The sequence below is a fragment of the Streptomyces sp. NPDC057136 genome (assembly GCF_042670885.1).
Lineage (GTDB): Bacteria > Actinomycetota > Actinomycetes > Streptomycetales > Streptomycetaceae > Streptomyces.
Genome location: NZ_JBHUUV010000002.1, coordinates 67748 through 84944, shown reverse-complemented (window position 1 = coordinate 84944; position 17197 = coordinate 67748). Strand labels below are relative to the sequence as shown.

The 17197-nt window shown below is 70.5% G+C and carries 14 protein-coding genes and 1 pseudogene; 7 read left to right on the top strand and 8 right to left on the bottom strand.

What is annotated here, in order from left to right; genetic code table 11:
* Positions 1-231: 231 nt before the first annotated feature.
* A pseudogene (locus ACFT7S_RS02915) lies at positions 232-479 on the bottom strand (AraC family transcriptional regulator); the annotation flags it as partial.
* Positions 480-601: 122 nt separating this feature from the next.
* Here ACFT7S_RS02915 and ACFT7S_RS02910 point away from each other — a divergent pair.
* The 3 genes from ACFT7S_RS02910 to ACFT7S_RS02900 all read left to right on the top strand — a co-directional run bounded on the left by ACFT7S_RS02910 (position 602) and on the right by ACFT7S_RS02900 (position 4638).
* The gene (locus ACFT7S_RS02910; protein WP_382726101.1) at positions 602-814 is read left to right on the top strand and encodes a DUF6458 family protein; all 213 of its coding nucleotides are present in this window, start codon (positions 602-604) and stop codon (positions 812-814) included.
* A gap of 107 nt (positions 815-921) precedes the next feature.
* On the top strand, positions 922-3708 hold the full coding sequence (locus ACFT7S_RS02905) for a BTAD domain-containing putative transcriptional regulator (protein WP_382726098.1): 2787 nt from the start codon (positions 922-924) through the stop codon (positions 3706-3708).
* A gap of 246 nt (positions 3709-3954) precedes the next feature.
* Positions 3955-4638 (top strand): DUF4232 domain-containing protein, encoded by a 684-nt coding sequence (locus ACFT7S_RS02900; RefSeq protein WP_382726096.1) that lies wholly within the window; start codon positions 3955-3957, stop codon positions 4636-4638.
* 179 nt (positions 4639-4817) lie between these two features.
* On the opposite strand, the gene ACFT7S_RS02895 is transcribed toward ACFT7S_RS02900, so the two are convergent.
* A complete protein-coding gene (locus ACFT7S_RS02895) occupies positions 4818-6629 on the bottom strand; it encodes an NHL domain-containing thioredoxin family protein (protein ID WP_382726094.1) in 1812 nt (603 codons plus the stop codon).
* A gap of 64 nt (positions 6630-6693) precedes the next feature.
* On the opposite strand from ACFT7S_RS02895, the gene ACFT7S_RS02890 reads away from it, so the two are divergent.
* On the top strand, positions 6694-7179 hold the full coding sequence (locus ACFT7S_RS02890) for an LURP-one-related/scramblase family protein (RefSeq protein ID WP_382726090.1): 486 nt from the start codon (positions 6694-6696) through the stop codon (positions 7177-7179).
* Between the two features lie 15 nt (positions 7180-7194).
* Here ACFT7S_RS02890 and ACFT7S_RS02885 read toward each other — a convergent pair whose 3' ends face one another.
* The gene (locus ACFT7S_RS02885; protein WP_382726088.1) at positions 7195-7986 is read right to left on the bottom strand and encodes a carbon-nitrogen family hydrolase; all 792 of its coding nucleotides are present in this window, start codon (positions 7984-7986) and stop codon (positions 7195-7197) included.
* A gap of 206 nt (positions 7987-8192) precedes the next feature.
* Between ACFT7S_RS02885 and ACFT7S_RS02880 the strand changes: the two genes are divergently transcribed.
* Complete coding sequence (locus ACFT7S_RS02880) at positions 8193-9017, top strand: maleylpyruvate isomerase family mycothiol-dependent enzyme (protein ID WP_382726085.1); 825 nt, start codon at positions 8193-8195, stop codon at positions 9015-9017.
* 69 nt (positions 9018-9086) lie between these two features.
* On the opposite strand, the gene ACFT7S_RS02875 is transcribed toward ACFT7S_RS02880, so the two are convergent.
* A complete protein-coding gene (locus ACFT7S_RS02875; RefSeq protein ID WP_382726081.1) occupies positions 9087-10397 on the bottom strand; it encodes a nitrate/nitrite transporter in 1311 nt (436 codons plus the stop codon).
* Entirely contained in the window at positions 10394-11080 is a 687-nt protein-coding gene (locus tag ACFT7S_RS02870) for a GntR family transcriptional regulator (protein ID WP_382726079.1), read from the bottom strand. Before ACFT7S_RS02870 ends, ACFT7S_RS02875 begins: the two co-directional genes overlap by 4 nt.
* Before the next feature lie 207 nt (positions 11081-11287).
* Between ACFT7S_RS02870 and ACFT7S_RS02865 the strand changes: the two genes are divergently transcribed.
* Together ACFT7S_RS02865 and ACFT7S_RS02860 are read left to right on the top strand one after the other, a co-directional pair.
* Entirely contained in the window at positions 11288-12175 is an 888-nt protein-coding gene (locus tag ACFT7S_RS02865) for a D-alanyl-D-alanine carboxypeptidase family protein (protein WP_382726077.1), read from the top strand.
* Between the two features lie 311 nt (positions 12176-12486).
* Positions 12487-13362 (top strand): D-alanyl-D-alanine carboxypeptidase family protein, encoded by an 876-nt coding sequence (locus tag ACFT7S_RS02860; RefSeq protein ID WP_382726794.1) that lies wholly within the window; start codon positions 12487-12489, stop codon positions 13360-13362.
* A gap of 260 nt (positions 13363-13622) precedes the next feature.
* Here ACFT7S_RS02860 and ACFT7S_RS02855 read toward each other — a convergent pair whose 3' ends face one another.
* From ACFT7S_RS02855 to pdhA, 3 genes are read right to left on the bottom strand one after another with little or no spacing between them, the layout of a single operon-like run.
* A complete protein-coding gene (locus tag ACFT7S_RS02855; RefSeq protein WP_382726074.1) occupies positions 13623-15017 on the bottom strand; it encodes a dihydrolipoamide acetyltransferase family protein in 1395 nt (464 codons plus the stop codon).
* A gap of 11 nt (positions 15018-15028) precedes the next feature.
* A complete protein-coding gene (locus tag ACFT7S_RS02850; RefSeq protein WP_382726071.1) occupies positions 15029-16009 on the bottom strand; it encodes an alpha-ketoacid dehydrogenase subunit beta in 981 nt (326 codons plus the stop codon).
* Between the two features lie 2 nt (positions 16010-16011).
* Positions 16012-17169, bottom strand: a complete 1158-nt coding sequence (pdhA, locus tag ACFT7S_RS02845) for a pyruvate dehydrogenase (acetyl-transferring) E1 component subunit alpha (protein ID WP_382726068.1) — start codon at positions 17167-17169, stop codon at positions 16012-16014.
* Between the last annotated feature and the right edge of the window lie 28 nt (positions 17170-17197).

Below are 17197 nucleotides of genomic sequence, written 5' to 3'. Positions count from 1 at the left end.
GTTCTCCTGCGTCGGTGCAGAGAAGCGGGGGACAGCCGCCGGCCGGTGGCATACGGAATCTGGCACGCCCTGGCTTGTTACCGCTAGGTAGCGCCACGTTTCTCTTTCGTCACGGAGGCGAGCGCACGCTCGGATACGGACCCGGAGTCGGAACCGGAGTCGGACCCGGACCGGTGGTCATACCGGGCTGGTCCGGAACCGGCGCCGGTACTCGGTCGGCGTCGTGCCGAGTTCCAGCGGAACACTGAACTGGCTCTGCCCAAGGCCGCTTCAGGTACATCACGAGCTGCCGGGCGACGCGCAGCGCGGTGGCCTCGCCGAGGTCGTCGGCGATGAGGGCGAGCGACAGATCGAGGCAGGTAGCTGATCCCCGCGCCGGTCCACACATCCCCTTCGCGAATGAAAATCGGATCGGCATAGACCTCGATCATCGGATGGTCGGCGGCGAGCTGCTGCGCGGTCGACCAGTGGGTGGTGGCCGCTTGCGAACGGCATCCCTCGAAGAACTCGCCGCTGCCGCCCGGGGCATGGCCGTTGCCGGGCCGGGTACACGATCCACAGACCGGCCCGGAGCCTCCGGGCCATCGAGGAGGCAGACATCATGGGACTCGGAGGGTGCATCATCCTCATCGGCGCAGGGGCCGTTCTCGCCTTCGCCACCGACTGGGAAATGGACACCGTCAACGTCGATCTGGTCGGCTGGATCATGATGATCGTCGGCCTCATCGGCGTCTTCGCCTACGCGAGCATCGCGCGCCGCCGCCGCCTGGTCGTACCGCCCACCGCGGTCGTGCCGGATGACGAGCGCCGTTAGAACCGGCCACCTGGGACGACCTGGCATCCGAACGCATCTGCGCCTCGATATTCTTGGGTGTACGCGCGCCCCGACCGGGTGCGTCCTCCCCCCACTGAGAGGCACTCGTGGAGTTCCGGCTGCTCGGCACCGTCTCCATCGACACACTCTCGGGCCCCCTCCCGCTCGGGCCCGCCAAACGCCGAAGCCTGCTCGCCGCCCTGCTGCTGCGCGCCAACACCCCCGTATCCATATCCCAGTTGACGGACGCGCTGTGGGACGACGAACCACCCCTGCACGCCCGTACCGTCATCCAGGGCCATGTGTCCCGGCTGCGCGCCCTCCTCATGGAGGCCGACGCCGAGGCGCACGAGGTGGAACTGACCACGCTCGGTGACGCCTATCTGCTGCGGGTGCCGGAATCGCTGCTCGACTCGCAGCGATTCGAGGAGCTGCTCATGCTGGCGCGGGAGCAGCGTAGCGCCACCGACACCGTGCTGATGCTCAAGGAAGCCCTCGCGCTGTGGCAGGGGCCACCGCTCACGGGGGTGTTCGCCGGTCCGCCGCTCCAGGCGGCCGCGCACTCCCTGGAGGAGTCGCGGCTGGCCACGGTCGAGCAACTGGCCGGTGCCTACGCCCGGTTGGGGGAGCACAACCGGGCCGCAGCGGTGCTGCGGGCGGAAGCCGTGGCGCACCCGATGCGGGAGTCGCTGGCGGCGGCGCTGATGACGGCCCTGTACCGGTCCGGGCGGCAGTCGGAGGCCCTGGACTGGTTCCACCGCACCCGGCGGCTGCTCGCCGACGAGCTGGGCGTCGACCCCGGGCGGGAGCTCGCCGACGCGTACGCGCTGATCCTGCGAGGCGACCCCGAGGCCGGCCGGCACTCCGACGACGGCCCCGGGCCCACGCAGCTCCGCCCGGCGGCCATCGGCGTCGACGTGCCGGCGCCCCTCACCCCCGCACGCGCCCTCGCCCCGGCGCACCCCGGCGGCGAGCCCCACACTGCCGACCTGCTGCCCCGCGCACCCCGCGGCTTCCACGGGCGGCTCCTCGAACTGGCCTCGCTGTCCCGGGCCGCGGCGGGCGAGGCCCCCATCTGTCTGGTCACCGGACCGACGGGCATCGGCAAGACCGCGCTCGCCCTCCAGTGGGCGCACCGCAACGTCGTGGCCTTCCCCGACGGACGACTCTTCGCCGATCTGCGCGGATTCAGCGACACCGGCGAGCCCGAACCGCTGGAGATCCTGCGTGAGTTCCTGCTCGCGCTCGGCGTCGCACCGCGCCGCGTACCCGAATCCGTCCCGGCCGCGGCCGCGCTCTTCCGCTCGATGACCGCCCGGCGCAGTCTGCTCGTCGTACTCGACAACGCCCGCGACTCCGCCCAGCTCAGGCCGCTGCTGCCGGGCGGTACCGACTGCGTCACCGTGGTCACCAGCCGCCACCGGCTCGAAGGCATCATCGCCTCGGACGCGGCCCGGCCCGTCCCGCTCGACATCCTCGGCCCGCAGGACGGTGTGGCCCTGCTGGCCGGCGTACTCGGTGAGGAGCGGGTCCTCGCCGAACCGGTGGCGGCCCGCCGTCTCGCCGAGCTCTGCGGCGGACTGCCGCTCGCCCTGCGGGTCACGGCGGCGCGCCTGTCGGGCCGCCCCCAGCGCACCCTGGCCGGTACGGCCGCCGAACTGGCCGACGAACAGAACCGGCTGGCCTACCTCGAAGGCGAGGACACCGGTGTCTCCGCCGCGCTGCGCCTGACCGTGCAGCAGCTGCCGCCCGAGGCCGTCCACCAGTTCGCCCGCCTCGGCCACCACCCCGGTGGCCACTTCGACCCGTACACGGCCGCCGCGCTCGCCGGCAGCAACCCGGTCACCGCGGCAACCGCGCTGGAACGGCTCGGAGCCGCCCACCTCGTCACCGAGACGGCGCCCGGCCGCTGGGTCCTGCACGACCTCGTGCGCCTGTACGCCCGTGGCCTGGACCCGGCATCGGGGCGCGAAGCCCTCATCAGCGTCCTCGACCACTACATCGCGACCGCGCTCGCCGCCGCGGACACGGCCGAACCCGGAGGCGAGTCCTGCTTCCTCCTCCCGGACGGCTTCCACCGCCCCAGCGCCGTACGGGACTTCGCCGACCGGGCGGAGGCGATGAACTGGCTGGCCACGGAACGCGAGGATCTGACCCTGGCCGCCGCCGCGGCCCGTACCGCCGGACTCGACGACCGGTCCTGGCGGATCATCCTGCTCCAGTGGCCCCAGGTGGTGTGGCGGGTACGGGACAACTGGACGCCGATGCTGGAGACGGCCCTCGCCGCCGCGCGCGCCCTCGACGATCCGTACGCCGAGTCACGGGTGACGACGCTGCTGGGCTGGGTCCTGACCGAGGAGGGCAGGACCGCCGACGCCGTCGCCCTGCTGGAGCGCTCCCCGGGCCTCGCCCGGCAGGCCGACGACCGCCTCGGCGAGGCGACCGCGCTGATCAACCTGGCCATCGTGCAGGCCGAACAGGGCGACGTGGAGCTGGCGTTGGAGGGCTGCGCACGCGCCATCGAGCTGGGCCGCGAGGAGCGGGACGCCCACACCGAGATGCTGGCCCTGCAACACCTCGCCCGGATGCAGCTCGCCGCGAACCGGCCGCAGGAAGCCCTCGACGCCGCCCGGGCCGCCCTCGATCTCGGCCCGGAGCACGAGGAGGCGGCCCGACGGGTGCTGCTGACGACCGTCTGCGGCGAGGCCCATTTGGCGCTGGGCGCGAAGGACGACGGCATCCGGCTGCTGGAGCGGGCCGCCCGGGAGGCGGAGGAGGCCGGATTCAGCGACGGCGCGGTACGGGCCCTCGGCGCGTTGTGGCAGGTCACGGCGGAGCCGGACCACGGCAAGCGGTACGAGCAGGCGGTCCGCAGGCTCTCCGACGACGGCTGACGCACGCGGGCCGAGGGGGCGTGCCCGGGGCACGAAAGCCGGACATCGGCGGGAGATCGGCCGGACGTTAGCGGCACGACAGCGAAACGTCACCGCCGGACGGCAGACTCATGAATGTCAGCAGGTCAGGGGCGTCCCACCGCAGCACGCGGGGCGGCTCCGGACCACTGCGCCACTCAGACCGTCGACCGTCGGGCCGGACCACCGGACGCGTCGGACTCCCATCACCGACCCGGGGGAACTCTCATGCGTACGTCCCGTCACCGCTCCACCCTGCTCGCCGCCGCGACCACGGCAGTGCTCGCCCTCGCCCTCACCGCCTGTGGCGGGGACGACGGCGGCACGAAGTCCGCCGGCCCGGCGGACAGCAGCTCCGCACCGGCCGCCGCGGCCGCAGGCTCCTCGCAGGACACCGGCACCACGAAGGACACCGCCGCCGCGCAGACCACCGGCAGCAACACCGGCACCGGCACCGCCGACAAGTCCACCGGTGACGGCGCCGCCGCGTCCGCCCCGACCTGCACCACCAAGGACGTCGCCATCAGCGCCGCCCGCCAGGACGGCCCGCCCTACACGCACATCGTCCTGACGGCGAAGAACACCTCCGGCCACAGCTGCACGATCAAGGGCTTCCCCAAGGTCCAGTTCCTGGAGAGCCACAAGGAGGACGTGCCCGCGGTCGCCAAGAGCAAGCCGGCCGCCCCCGTCGTGCTGGAGGCCGGTGCCCCCGCGTACGCCCTGGTGAAGCTGTCCGACGGTGGCGTGGACGAGGAGACCGAGCCGGTGTCGGCCTTCTCCGTCTGGCTCGAGGGCGGCGACGGCATGGCCGCCGTGAAGGCGCCCGGCTCCGGTGGCATCGCCGTCGACCCGGCCGTCTGGGCGACCGGCTACTGGACCCCCGAACTCCGCAACGGCGCCGACGACTTCTGAGTACCGGCTCCCTGAGCGGAGCGCGGGCGCCCACCACCCCGAACGGGGCGCGGGCCGGCCCCCCGAACGGCCCGCGGGCCCGGTCCGGTGGATTCCCACCGGACGCGGGCCCGCCCGCGTACCCGGATGCACCACCGTCACACGGGTTGCACCGCCGTCACACGGTCATCCGGCAGAGGTCAGGCGTCCATGCCCGCGAGCACCAGCGGCAGCCGGGACGTGCCCTCGGCGGTCACGCGGAGCGGGACGCCCCAGTCCTGCTGGTGGACATGGCAGGCCGGGTACTCGTTCTCCGGGTCGTCGTCGCAGGACGCCGCCATCGCCGAGACGTGCAGCACGCCTTCGGTGACCCCGTCCGCCAGGACCAGATCGCGGAACAGATCGGTGCCGGGGCCAGCGCCCTTCGCCAGCAGCTCGGGCGGGGTCGAGGAGACGAGCAGCCGGGTCGAGGGACCGTACCGGGTGTCCAGCTTCTGCCCGGCCGGCGCCTGGAAGACCACATCGAGCCGGAGCGCTCCCGGAGCGACCTCGGTGGCCGCCCGCTGCGTCCGGTGGGCCTCGCCCGCGACGCGTACGGCCTCTTCGGGCAGCAGCAGCCGGGTCAGCCGGTGGCGGGCCGACTCCACGACGACCAGGTCGCCGTCGACCAGCACCGCGTCGCTCGGCTCGCGCACGTCCGTAGCCAGAGTGGTGACCTCGCCGCTCTCGGGGTCGTACCGCCGCAGCGCGTGGTTGTACGTGTCGCTTACGGCGACGGACCCGTCCGGCAGCGCGGTGACGCCCAGCGGGTGCTGGAAGAGCGCCTGTTCGGCGGCGCCGTCGCGGTGACCGAAGTCGAAGAGCCCGGTGCCGACGGCGGTGTGGACGGAGCCGTCGCGCTCGACGTACCGCACAGCGGAGGTCTCCGAGTCCGCGACCCACAGCCGCTCCCCGTCGACGGACGTGGCGAGACCGGACGGCTGCGCGAACCACGCCTCGGCCGCGGGCCCGTCGACCAGCCCCTCGTTCGTCGTGCCCGCCTCGACCCGCACGGTCAGGGTCCCGGGGTCGTACGACCACAGCTGGTGCACGCCGGCCATCGCGATCCACAGGCGGTCGGCGAACCAGGCGATGTCCCACGGCGAGGAGAGGTCGATGTCCCTGGCCGGGCCGTGGCTCGGCGCCCCCTGCCACCACTGGCGGCCGGTCCCGGCGAGCGTGGTCGTCAGGCCCGTCCCCAGATCGAGGGCACGGATCGCGTGGTTGACCGTGTCCGCGACGGCGATACGCCCGTCGGGCAGCACGGCGAGACCCTGCGGCTCGCTGAACCTGGCTTCGTCAGGACCGCCGTCCACCAGCCCGCGCTCGCCCGCACCGAAGTGCCGGCGGACGGTCTCGCCGTCCTCGTCCAGCTCGACCAGCCGGTGCCGGGTGGTGTCGGAGACCAGGAAGCCGCCGTCGGGGAGGGCAAGCGCCTTGCCGGGGAAGCGCAGATACGTGGCCACCGGCTCCGGAGCGACATAGGGACCGTCGCCCCGCCGCAGCGTGCCCTTCTCCCCGTGCTCGGCCTCCAGCTCCTCGACCAGCTTCTCGATGGCGTGCGCGTGCCCCTCACCGGCGTGCTGGGCGACGACGTACCCCTCGGGGTCGATGACGACGAGCGTCGGCCAGGCCCGTACGGCGTACTGCTTCCAGGTGGCGAGCTCGGGATCGTCCAGGACGGGGTGGTGCACCTCGTACCGCTCGACGGCGTCGACGACGGCCTGGTGCTCGGCCTCGTGCACGAACTTCGGCGAGTGCACGCCGATGATCACCACGGTGTCGCGGTGCTTCTCCTCCAGCTCGCGCAGCTCATCGAGGACATGCAGACAGTTCACACAGCAGAACGTCCAAAAATCCAAGATCACAATGCGCCCTCGCAGGTCAGCGAGGGTGTACTGCGTATCGCCTGTATTCAGCCAGCCACCCTTGCCGATCAGCTCGGGGGCCCGGACGCGCGCACGTGTAGCCATACCGACAGTCAACATCACCGCGCCCTGCACGCATTCCGGTGGGGGCTCGGGGACCCTGTCAGCCATGAGACTTCTCGTACGTGAGCGACTGTTCGCCGTCGGTGACGACTACTGGATCAAGGACACCGAGGGGCGCAAGGTCTTCCTGGTCGACGGCAAGGCCATGCGGATGCGGGACACCTTCGAGCTGAAGGACGCGCAGGGCCGGATTCTCATCGAACTGCGGCAGAAGCTGATCAGCCTGCGCGACACGATGGTCATCGAACGCGACGGCGAAGAGCTCGCCGAGGTCAAGCGGAAGCGGCTGTCACTGCTGCGCAACCACTACCGGGTGACGCTGGTCGACGGCACCGAACTCGACGTCAGCGGGCGCATTCTGGACCGCGAGTTCGCCATCGACTACGACGGGGAGCTGCTCGCCCAGATCTCCCGTCGCTGGCTCACGGTCCGCGACACGTACGGGATCGACGTCGTCCGCGAGGACGCCGACGCGGCGCTGCTCATCGCCGTGTCGTTGTGCGTGATCGTGCTCGCGGACAAGGAGGGGTGAGCCGACGCCTGTGAGTCAGCGCGGCGGGGCGAGGCCCAGGCGGCGGTCCTTCAGGGCCGGGAACTGCTCCCGCGTGGTGGCGGTCCTGGCCGGGTCGAACTCCACGGTAAGGATCTCCTCGCCCGCGCCCGCCTCGGCCAGCACCTCGCCCCACGGGTCGACGACGATGCTGTGCCCGGCCTGCGGGACATCGGCATGGGTGCCCGCGGTGCCGACGGCCAGGACGTACGCCTGGTTCTCGACGGCGCGGGCCTGGGCCAGCAGCGTCCAGTGGGCGCGGCGGCGCTCCGGCCAGCCGGCCGCGACGACCAGGGTCTCGGCGCCCGCGTCGACGAGCCCGCGGAACAGTTCCGGGAAGCGCAGGTCGTAACAGGTGGCGAGGCCCAGCGTGGTCTGCGGCAGGGCGACCGTGACCAGTTCCTCGCCCGCGCCCATCATCACCGCCTCGCCCTTGTCGAAGCCGAAGAGGTGGATCTTGCGGTACGAGGCCACCCGCTCGCCCTCGGGCGAGAAGACCAGCGAGGTGTTGTAGAGGGTGCCGTCCGCGGCCCGCTCGACGAAGGAACCGGCGTGCAGCCAGACCCCGGCCTCCGCCGCGGCCTTCGCCATCAACTGGTGCGTGGGGCCCTCGAAGGGTTCGGCCTCGTCCGCGAAAGCGGTGTAGGCGAAGGCGCCTACCGGCCAGAGCTCGGGGAGAACCACCAGGTCCGCACCCCGCTGGGAGACGACCAGCGAAGCCGCTCGGTCTCTGCGGGCATTGACGGATTCGTCCGGTTCTACTGCGATCTGGATGAGGGAGGCGCGCACACTACCACCGTCCTGGCATTCGAGCCGTCAACACGGGCCTACGATCGTCACACGAAAGCACTGCCGGGGTGCCTGCCCGCAGCGTAACTTAGCCAACGAACCTCAACCGAAGACAGCGTCCCGCAGACAGCGCCGTCAGTTCCGGCCAGCGCGCCGGTACTCCCTGCTCTCCAGCCCATGCACCGCAGAACCGCACGAGGGGTCCCGTGACCGTCCATCCCAGCCTCCAGACCTACGCCGACGCCTGGACCCACTCCATCGAGTCGATAGCCGAGCTGGTGAAGCCGCTCGTCGAAGGGGAGTGGAATCGCCGTACGCCGTGCCCCGGCTGGTCGGTGCGCGACATCGTGTCGCACATCATCGGCATGGAGTGCGAACAGCTCGGCGACCCCCGCCCGATCCACACGCTGCCGCGCGATCTCTACCACGTGCAGAACGACTTCACCCGGTACATGGAGATGCAGGTCGACGTGCGGCGTCACCACACCGCACCGGAGATGACCTCCGAGCTGGAGTACACCGTCATCCGCCGCGCCCGCCAGCTGCGCAACGAGTCGCGTGCTCCCGAGACCATGGTCCGGGCGCCCCTCGGGACGGAACAGACCCTGGAACTGGCGCTGCACATGCGGGCCTTCGACGTCTGGGTGCACGAGCAGGACCTGCGTACGACGCTGGGTCAGCCGGGCAATCTGGACTCCCCCGGCGCCCTCGTCGCCCGGGACACCCTGCTCGCCGCACTGCCGAAGGCCGTCGCCAAGAACGCGGGCGCGCCCGTCAATTCGGCGGTCGTGCTCGATGTCCACGGGCCCGTGGAGTTTCTGCGCACGGTCCGCGTGGACGCGGACGGCCGCGGTTCGATCGACGGGGCGCCGTCCCTGGGTCCCGCCGTGACGCTGGCAATGGACTGGGAGACGTACTACCGCCTCGCCTGCGGCAGGGTCCGGGCGACCGCGGTCGCGGACCGGATCAAGGTCGAGGGCGACCAGGATCTCGGGGCCGCGATCCTGCACCACTTCGCCGTGACGCCGTAGTTCCACCGGTCGGCGACGCCCGTCCTGGAGTACGAGACGGGCGCGCCGCCGGCCGGGCGCGCCGACGCATTACGCGGGCACGTGCACGGCCTCGACCCTGCTCACCACATGGTGATCGCGTTCCCTGAGCGCCGCCCTGGCCCGCAGCCGCAGTATCTGGGTGATGCCGAGCGCCTCCAGGACGAAGACGGAGGCGAACGCGATCCGGTAGTTGTCGCCGGTCGCGTCCAGCAGCACACCGACCGCGAACAGCGTGGTCATCGAGGCGACGAAGCCGCCCATGTTGACGATCCCCGACGCGGTGCCCTGCCGCTCCGGCGGGTTGGCGGGCCGCGCGAAGTCGAAGCCGATCATCGACGCGGGTCCGCACGCACCGAGCACCAGGCACAGGGTGACCAGCAGCCACATCGGCGCGTGGTCGGCCGGGTGGAAGATCGTCGCGGCCCACAGCAGGGCCGTCAGCGCGACCGTCCCGAGCGCCAGCGGGACGCGCGCCGCGTGGTGCCGGGCGATGACCTGCCCGTACACGAGCCCCACCGCCATGTTGGAGAGCACCACCAGCGTGAGCAGCTCACCTGCCGTTCCCCGGCTCAGTCCCTGTGCCTCGACCAGGAACGGCATGCCCCAGAGCAGCAGGAAGACCATGGCGGGGAACTGGGTGGTGAAGTGCACCCACATCCCGAGCCGGGTGCCCGGCTCCCGCCAGGCGGCGGCGATCTGCTTCCGTACGTACGCGGCGCCCGCGTGCTCGGCGGGCGGCGGCTCGTGCCCCTCCGGGTGGTCCTTGAGGAACAGCAGCAGCAACACCAGCACCACCACGCCCGCGGCCGCGCTGCCGACGAAGGTCGTCGTCCAGCCGAAGCCGTGCAGCGCGCGTGCGATGAACAGGGTCGAGACGAGGTTGCCCGCCATCCCGAACAGCGCGGCGACCTGCCCGATCATCGGTCCGCGCCGGGCCGGGAACCACCGGCTGCCGAGCCGCAGCACGCTGATGAACGTCATCGCGTCGCCGCAGCCGAGCAGCGCGCGGGAGGCCAGCGCCATGCCGTACGAGGGGGAGAGCGCGAAGCCGAGCTGTCCGAGTGTGAACAGCACGGCCCCGATGGTGAGGACCTTCTTCGTGCCGAGCCGGTCGACCATCAGCCCGACGGGTATCTGCATGCCCGCGTAGACGAGCAGCTGAAGGATGGAGAACGTCGACAGCGCCGAGGCGTTGACGTCGAAGCGGTCCGCGGCGTCGAGTCCGGCGACTCCCAGGCTCGTACGGAAGATGATGGCGACGAAGTAGACGGCGACACCGATGCCCCAGATCCGGGCGGCACGCCGGCCACCGGGCGGATCACCGGGCAGGGAAAGAGTGGGGGCGGCCCCGGAACTCACCGGTCCTCACCCCGGACCAGCACCTTGACCCGGCTGACGTGGCGCCGTACGACCTGCGCGGCACCGTCCGCGTCCCCGGCCCTGATGGCGTCCAGCAGCTCACCGTGCTCGGTGATGTTGGCGGCGATCCGGCCGGGGTGCGCCTCCAGCACGGCGACGCCCATTCGCAGCTGCCGGTCGCGCAGCTGGTCGTAGAGGCGCGAAAGGATCTCGTTGCCCGCGTTCCGCACGATCTCGGCGTGGAAGCAGCGGTCGCTGACGGCGACGGCGGCGAGGTCACCGGCCTCGGACTTCTGCCGCTGCTCCTCCAGCAGGTCCTCAAGCCGGCGGATCAGCTGCGCCGAAGCGGGCACCGCCTTGCGGGCCGCGAACTCCTCGACCAGCAGCCGGGTCTCCACCACGTCCGCGATCTCCTGCGCGGAGACGGCGAGCACGAGGGCGCCCTTCTTCGGGTAGAGCTTGATCAGCCCTTCGACCTCCAGCCGCAGCAGCGCCTCGCGCACGGGCGTACGGGAGACGCCGACGGCCTCCGCCAGATCGCCCTCGGTGAGGAGCGTCCCACCCTCGTAGCGACGGTCGAGTACGGCCTCTTTGATGTGGGCGTAGACGCGGTCGGCAGCGGGCGGCTGCTTGAGGGAGGTCTTGACGGGAGGCTTGGCTGGGGCAGCGGGCGCGGCAGGCATGCGCACAGCATAGATACAACATGGACGCATGTGACGATCCGTCCACGATATGAAATCCCGGAACCCCTCAGCCCCACTCCGGAAATACCCCGGAATTCACACCCGTTGCGGTACATCCATTGCCCCGCGCCATGAGTCTCACCACCGAGCGGCACCCTTATGTAGCCGCATATCAGGGGCATTTGGAGCGTTCAGTTGAATATCGGCATGAAGCGCAGATATCGCGCAACCGCCACCGCCACCGTGGCCCTCACCGCCGGCGCCGTTCTCGCGGGCAGCGCCTTCGCCACGCAGGCCCAGGCAGCCGCACCGCCGAAGCCCACGATCGTCGCCAAGGGCGGCTTCGTGATGAACAACGGCACCGGCAAGACCCTCTTCACCAAGGCCGCGGACACGCGCCGCTCCACCGGCTCCACCACCAAGATCATGACCGCCAAGGTGGTGCTGTCGCAGAAGAATCTGAACCTGGATTCCAAGGTCACGATCCAGAAGGCGTACAGCGACTACATCGTCTCCAAGGGCGCCTCGTCGGCCCGGCTGATCGTCGGCGACAAGGTCACCGTCCGCCAGCTCCTGTACGGGCTCATGCTCCCGTCGGGCTGCGACGCGGCGTACGCCCTCGCCGACAAGTTCGGCACCGGCACCACGCGCGGGGCCCGCGTGAAGTCGTTCATCGGCAAGATGAACGCCACCGCCAAGTCCCTCGGCCTGAAGAACACGAAGTTCGACTCGTTCGACGGCATAGGGGGTGGGAACAACTACTCCACCCCACGCGACCTGACGAAGATCGCCGGCAGCGCGATGGAGAGCTCCACCTTCCGCTCGATCGTCAAGACCAAGTCGACGAAGCAGAAGGTGACCACGAAGAGCGGCGGATACCGCTACATGGCGTGGAGCAACACCAACAAGATGCTCAGCACGTACAGCGGCGCGATCGGCGTGAAGACCGGCTCCGGTCCGACCGCCAAGTACTGCCTGGTCTTCGCCGCGACCCGTAACGGCAAGACGGTCATCGGCACGGTCCTCACCTCCTCGTCCGAGGCGAACAGGACCGCGGACGCGAAGAAGCTCATGGACTACGGCTTCAAGCTGTAGCACCTGTACGGATCCACGGATCACGGGTCTACGGACTACGGGGGGCGGTCACCGCGGTGACCGCCCGACCCGGCGGTGGCCGAACGACAGGACGAGGCTGACAGAGTCTTTGCCACGCCTACGTACATCCCTTCGGGCCGCTCATGAGTCTCGTATCGGGACCCCCTCACATCCCGGTCCCCCTCAACGCATTCGCGAACTCGGAGCGTTCATTGATATCGAGCCACAAGGCCCGCCCCAAGGCTGGTCACAAGGCCCGCAGCAAGCGCCTGCGCAACGCTGCCATCGCAGCCGTCGTCTCCGGTGGCGTGATGCTGGCGGTCTCGCCTCTCATGACGTCTGCCCAGGCCGCTGTCCCCCTGCCGACCCTCAGCGCCAAGGGTGCGTTCCTGCAGGACAGGACAACAGGCGCCAAGAAGTACGGCAAGGCCGCCGACATCAAGCGACAGATGGCCAGCACCACCAAGGTCATGACCGCCGCCGTGGTGCTCAACACCCCCGGCGTCGATCTGAGCCGCAAGGTGACCATCTCGCAGACCTACCGCGACTACGTCACGGCCAAGGGCGCCAGCACGGCGGACCTGAAAACCGGTGACAAGGCCACGGTCCGTCAGCTTCTGCACGCTCTGATGCTTCCGTCCGGCTGTGACGCGGCGTACGCGCTCGCCGACACCTTCGGCGTGGGCTCCACCCGGGCAGTCCGGACCCAGCAGTTCATCGGCCAGATGAACAAGAAGGCCGCCTCGCTCGGGATGACCAACACCACGTTCGACTCGTTCGACGGCATTTCGTCGACCGGGAACAACTACTCGACCCCACGCGACCTTGCGCAGCTCGCCAGCTACGCGATGCGGGGCTCGACGCTGCGCGGCATCATGAGCGCCGCCAAGTACGTCACCCCCGTGACGACCAGCACCGGCGCGCTGCGCACGTACACCTGGTACAACACCAACAAGCTGCTCGGCTCCTACAGCGGCGCCGTCGGCATCAAGACCGGCACCGGCACGACGGCAGGCCCCTGCCTCATCTTCGCCGCCACCCGGGGCGACAAGACGTACGTCGGCGTCATCCTGAACGGCACCGACCGCTACAACGACGCGGCCAAGCTGCTGGACTACGGCTTCGGTTCCGCCACCGCGACGACCATGCAGCTGCGTACGCTGCCCCAGGGCGCGCAGCGCGACTGATCCGGCACCGGAATCAAGCAGCCGGACACAAGCAGAAGGGTGGGGGGGGCGCCCCCGGGGCGCCCCCCCGGGGGGGGGGGGCCCCGGGGGGGGGCGGCGCGGGCGGGGGGGGGTTAAAAAAAAACAACCCCCCCCCCCCCCCCGGCCGGTTGGTTCCGGCCCCCCGGGGCGCCCAGCGCCCCTCCCCGCCCCCCTTAAAAACCCCGCCCCACACCCGCTGTGGGGGGCGCCCCCCCCGGGGGCCCCCACCCCTTTGTCTGTCAGGCCCAGGTGATCAGCCGCTTCGGCTGTTCCAGGATCGCCGCGACATCCGCGAGCACCTTGGAGCCGAGCTCGCCGTCGACCAGGCGGTGGTCGAACGACAGCGCCAGCGTGGTGACCTGGCGGGGCTTCACCTTGCCCTTGTGGACCCACGGCTGGAGCTTGATCGCACCGACCGCGAGGATCGCGGACTCGCCCGGGTTCAGGATCGGCGTTCCCGTGTCGACGCCGAAGACACCGACGTTGGTGATCGTCACTGTGCCGCCCGCCATCGCGGCGGGGGACGTCTTGCCCTCGCGCGCAGTGGAGACCAACTCGCCCAGTGAAGCGGCGAGCTGGGGCAGGGTCTGCTCGTGCGCGTCCTTGATGTTCGGCACGATCAGACCGCGCGGGGTGGCCGCGGCGATGCCCAGATTCACGTAGTGCTTCTGGACGATCTCCTGGTTGGCCTCGTCCCAGGCGGCGTTGACGTCCGGGTTCCGCTTGATCGCGACCAGGAGGGCCTTGGCGATGATCAGGAGCGGGTTGACCCGCACCCCCGCCATGTCCTTGTCCTCCTTGAGCTCCGCCACCAGCTTCATCGTGCGCGTCACATCGACGGTCACGAACTCGGTGACGTGCGGAGCCGTGAAGGCGCTGCCCACCATCGCCTGCGCGATGGCCTTGCGTACGCCCTTGACGGGGATACGAGTCTCCCGGGCACCCGGGACGACTGCGGCAGCCGCGGCCACCGGCACGGGCGCAGCGGGTGCGGCAACAGCAGCAGGTTCCGCCACGGGCGTCGCCGCCGCGTGGACGTCCTCGCGGGTGATGATGCCGTCCTTGCCGGTCGGTGTGACCGTCGCCAGGTCGATGCCCAGGTCCTTGGCCAGCTTGCGGACCGGCGGCTTGGCGAGCGGGCGGCTCTCCGGAGCCATCGTGCCGTGGCCGTTCAGTTCGCCCTGTACCGCGGCGGCGGCCTGCTGCGGGACCTCGGCACCCTTGCGCGGGCGCCGCTTCGTGGAGGACTCGGCCACGCCGTAGCCCACCAGGACCGGCTGGCGGCCCTTCGGCGCCTTGGGCTCGGGCTCGGCCACCGGCTCCGGAGCCGCCACGGGCTCCGCCGCGGGGGCCACGTCGCCGCTGCCCGGCGCCACGTCCACCGAGATGATCACCTGGCCGACATCGACGGTCGTGCCCTCGGGGAAGCGCAGCTCGTGCACGACCCCGTCGAACGGAATCGGCAGCTCCACAGCCGCCTTGGCCGTCTCGACCTCGCACACGACCTGGCCGTCGGTGACGGTGTCGCCGGGCTGGACGTACCACTTGAGGATTTCCGCCTCGGTCAGTCCTTCGCCCACATCGGGCATCTTGAACTCACGGAAGCGAGCAGACGTTTCGGTCATCGTCGTCACGAACCCTCTCCTCAGTACGCCAGCGAGCGGTCGACGGCGTCGAGCACCCGGTCGAGTCCCGGCAGGTACTCGTCCTCGAGACGGGCCGGCGGATACGGGACGTGGTAGCCGCCGACACGCAGCACCGGTGCTTCGAGGTGGTAGAAGCAGCGCTCCGTGATGCGGGCGGCGATCTCGGCGCCCGAGCCGTAGAACACCGGGGCCTCGTGGACCACCACGAGCCGGCCGGTCTTCTCCACCGACGTCTGGATCGCGTCGAAGTCGATCGGGGACATCGACCGCAGGTCCAGGACCTCGACCGACTTGCCCTCCTCCTGCGCGGCCGCGGCAGCCTCCAGGCAGACCTTCACCATCGGCCCGTACGCGACGAGCGTGAGGTCGGCACCTGTACGCGCCACCGTCGCCTTGTGCAGCGGCCCGGGAATGGACTCGGTGTCGACCTCGCCCTTGTCCCAGTAACGCCGCTTCGGCTCGAAGAAGATGATCGGGTCGTCGCTCTGCACGGCCTGCTGCATCATCCAGTACGCGTCGGACGCGTTGGACGGCGAAACGACCTTCAGCCCCGCGACGTGCGCGAACAAGGCCTCCGGCGACTCGCTGTGGTGCTCCACGGCGCCGATGCCGCCGCCGTACGGAATCCGCACGACGACCGGCAGCTTGATCTTGCCCAGCGAACGGGCGTGCATCTTCGCCAGCTGCGTGACGATCTGGTCGTACGCGGGGAAGACGAAGCCGTCGAACTGGATCTCGACGATCGGCCGGTAGCCCCGCAGGGCCATACCGATCGCCGTACCGACGATCCCGGACTCGGCGAGCGGGGTGTCGATGACCCGGCCCTCGCCGAAGTCCTTCTGGAGCCCGTCGGTGATCCGGAAGACGCCGCCCAGTTTGCCGACGTCCTCACCCATGATCAGGACCTTCGGGTCCGTGTCGAGGGCAAGGCGCAGCGACTCGTTGAGCGCCTTCGCGATGGACATCTTTTCCACGGCCATGGCTAGTTGCCCTCCTCGGCAGAGTCTGCGAACGATGCCTGGTAGGCGGCGAACTGGGCGCGCTCCTCGTCGACGAGGCTGCTCCCGTCCGCGTAACCGTGCTCGAAGAGCGACATCGGGTCCGGGTCGGGCATGGCCCTGACCGCTTCCCGTACGCGCTTGCCGAGGGTCTCGCTCTCCTCGTCCAGCGCGGTGAAGAACGCCTCGTCGGCGACCTTCTCCTTCTCCAGGTACGTCCGCAGGCGCAGGATCGGGTCCTTGGCCTCCCAGGCCGCCCGCTCCTCGTCCGCCCGGTACTTCGTCGGGTCGTCGGAGGTGGTGTGGGCGCCCATCCGGTAGGTGAACGCCTCGACGAGGGTCGGGCCCTCGCCACGGCGGGCCCGCTCCAGAGCCGACTTGGTGACGGCCAGACAGGCGAGTACGTCGTTGCCGTCGACCCGGACGCCGGGGAAGCCGAAGCCCTGGGCGCGCTGGTAGAGCGGCACCCGGGTCTGGCGCTCGGTCGGCTCCGAGATCGCCCACTGGTTGTTCTGGCAGAAGAACACCACGGGGGCGTTGTAGACGGCGGAGAAGGTGAACGCCTCCGCGACATCGCCCTGGCTGGAGGCGCCGTCACCGAAGTACGCGATCACGGCCGAGTCCGCGCCGTCCTTGGCGACGCCCATGGCGTAGCCGGTGGCGTGCAGGGTCTGCGAGCCGATGACGATCGTGTACAGGTGGAAGTTGTTGGTGTTCGGGTCCCAGCCGCCGTGGTTCACACCGCGGAACATCCCGAGCAGATTGGTCGGGTCGACACCCCGGCACCAGGCGACGCCGTGCTCCCGGTAGGTCGGGAAGACGTAGTCGTCGTCGCGCAGCGCCCGGCCGGAGCCGATCTGTGCGGCCTCCTGGCCCAGCAGCGAGGCCCACAGGCCCAGCTCGCCCTGGCGCTGGAGCGCCGTGGCCTCGGCGTCGAAGCGCCGGGTCAGGACCATGTCCCGGTAGAGACCGCGGAGCTCGTCCGCGGTCAGGTCGATCTCGTAGTCCGGGTGCTCGACGCGCTCGCCCTCGGGCGTCAGCAACTGTACGAGTTGGGGCTCGGAACTCTGTGGCGTCTTCGCGGCGCTGGTCCGCTTGCTGCTGCGTCGCGGTTTGCGCGCGGCAGTGCTCTCCACGGTCACGTGCGTGCTCCTCCGTCGGTCCGGCCCC

Bases quoted from the DNA above. Each gene is read 5' to 3' on its own strand.
- ACFT7S_RS02910 (WP_382726101.1), top strand. From the start codon at position 602: ATGGGACTCGGAGGGTGCATCATCCTCATCGGCGCAGGGGCCGTTCTC.
- ACFT7S_RS02900 (WP_382726096.1), top strand. From the start codon at position 3,955: ATGCGTACGTCCCGTCACCGCTCCACCCTGCTCGCCGCCGCGACCACG.
- ACFT7S_RS02895 (WP_382726094.1), bottom strand. From the start codon at position 6,629: ATGGCTACACGTGCGCGCGTCCGGGCCCCCGAGCTGATCGGCAAGGGT.
- ACFT7S_RS02890 (WP_382726090.1), top strand. From the start codon at position 6,694: ATGAGACTTCTCGTACGTGAGCGACTGTTCGCCGTCGGTGACGACTAC.
- ACFT7S_RS02870 (WP_382726079.1), bottom strand. From the start codon at position 11,080: ATGCCTGCCGCGCCCGCTGCCCCAGCCAAGCCTCCCGTCAAGACCTCC.
- ACFT7S_RS02865 (WP_382726077.1), top strand. From the start codon at position 11,288: ATGAAGCGCAGATATCGCGCAACCGCCACCGCCACCGTGGCCCTCACC.
- ACFT7S_RS02860 (WP_382726794.1), top strand. From the start codon at position 12,487: ATGCTGGCGGTCTCGCCTCTCATGACGTCTGCCCAGGCCGCTGTCCCC.
- ACFT7S_RS02850 (WP_382726071.1), bottom strand. From the start codon at position 16,009: ATGGCCGTGGAAAAGATGTCCATCGCGAAGGCGCTCAACGAGTCGCTG.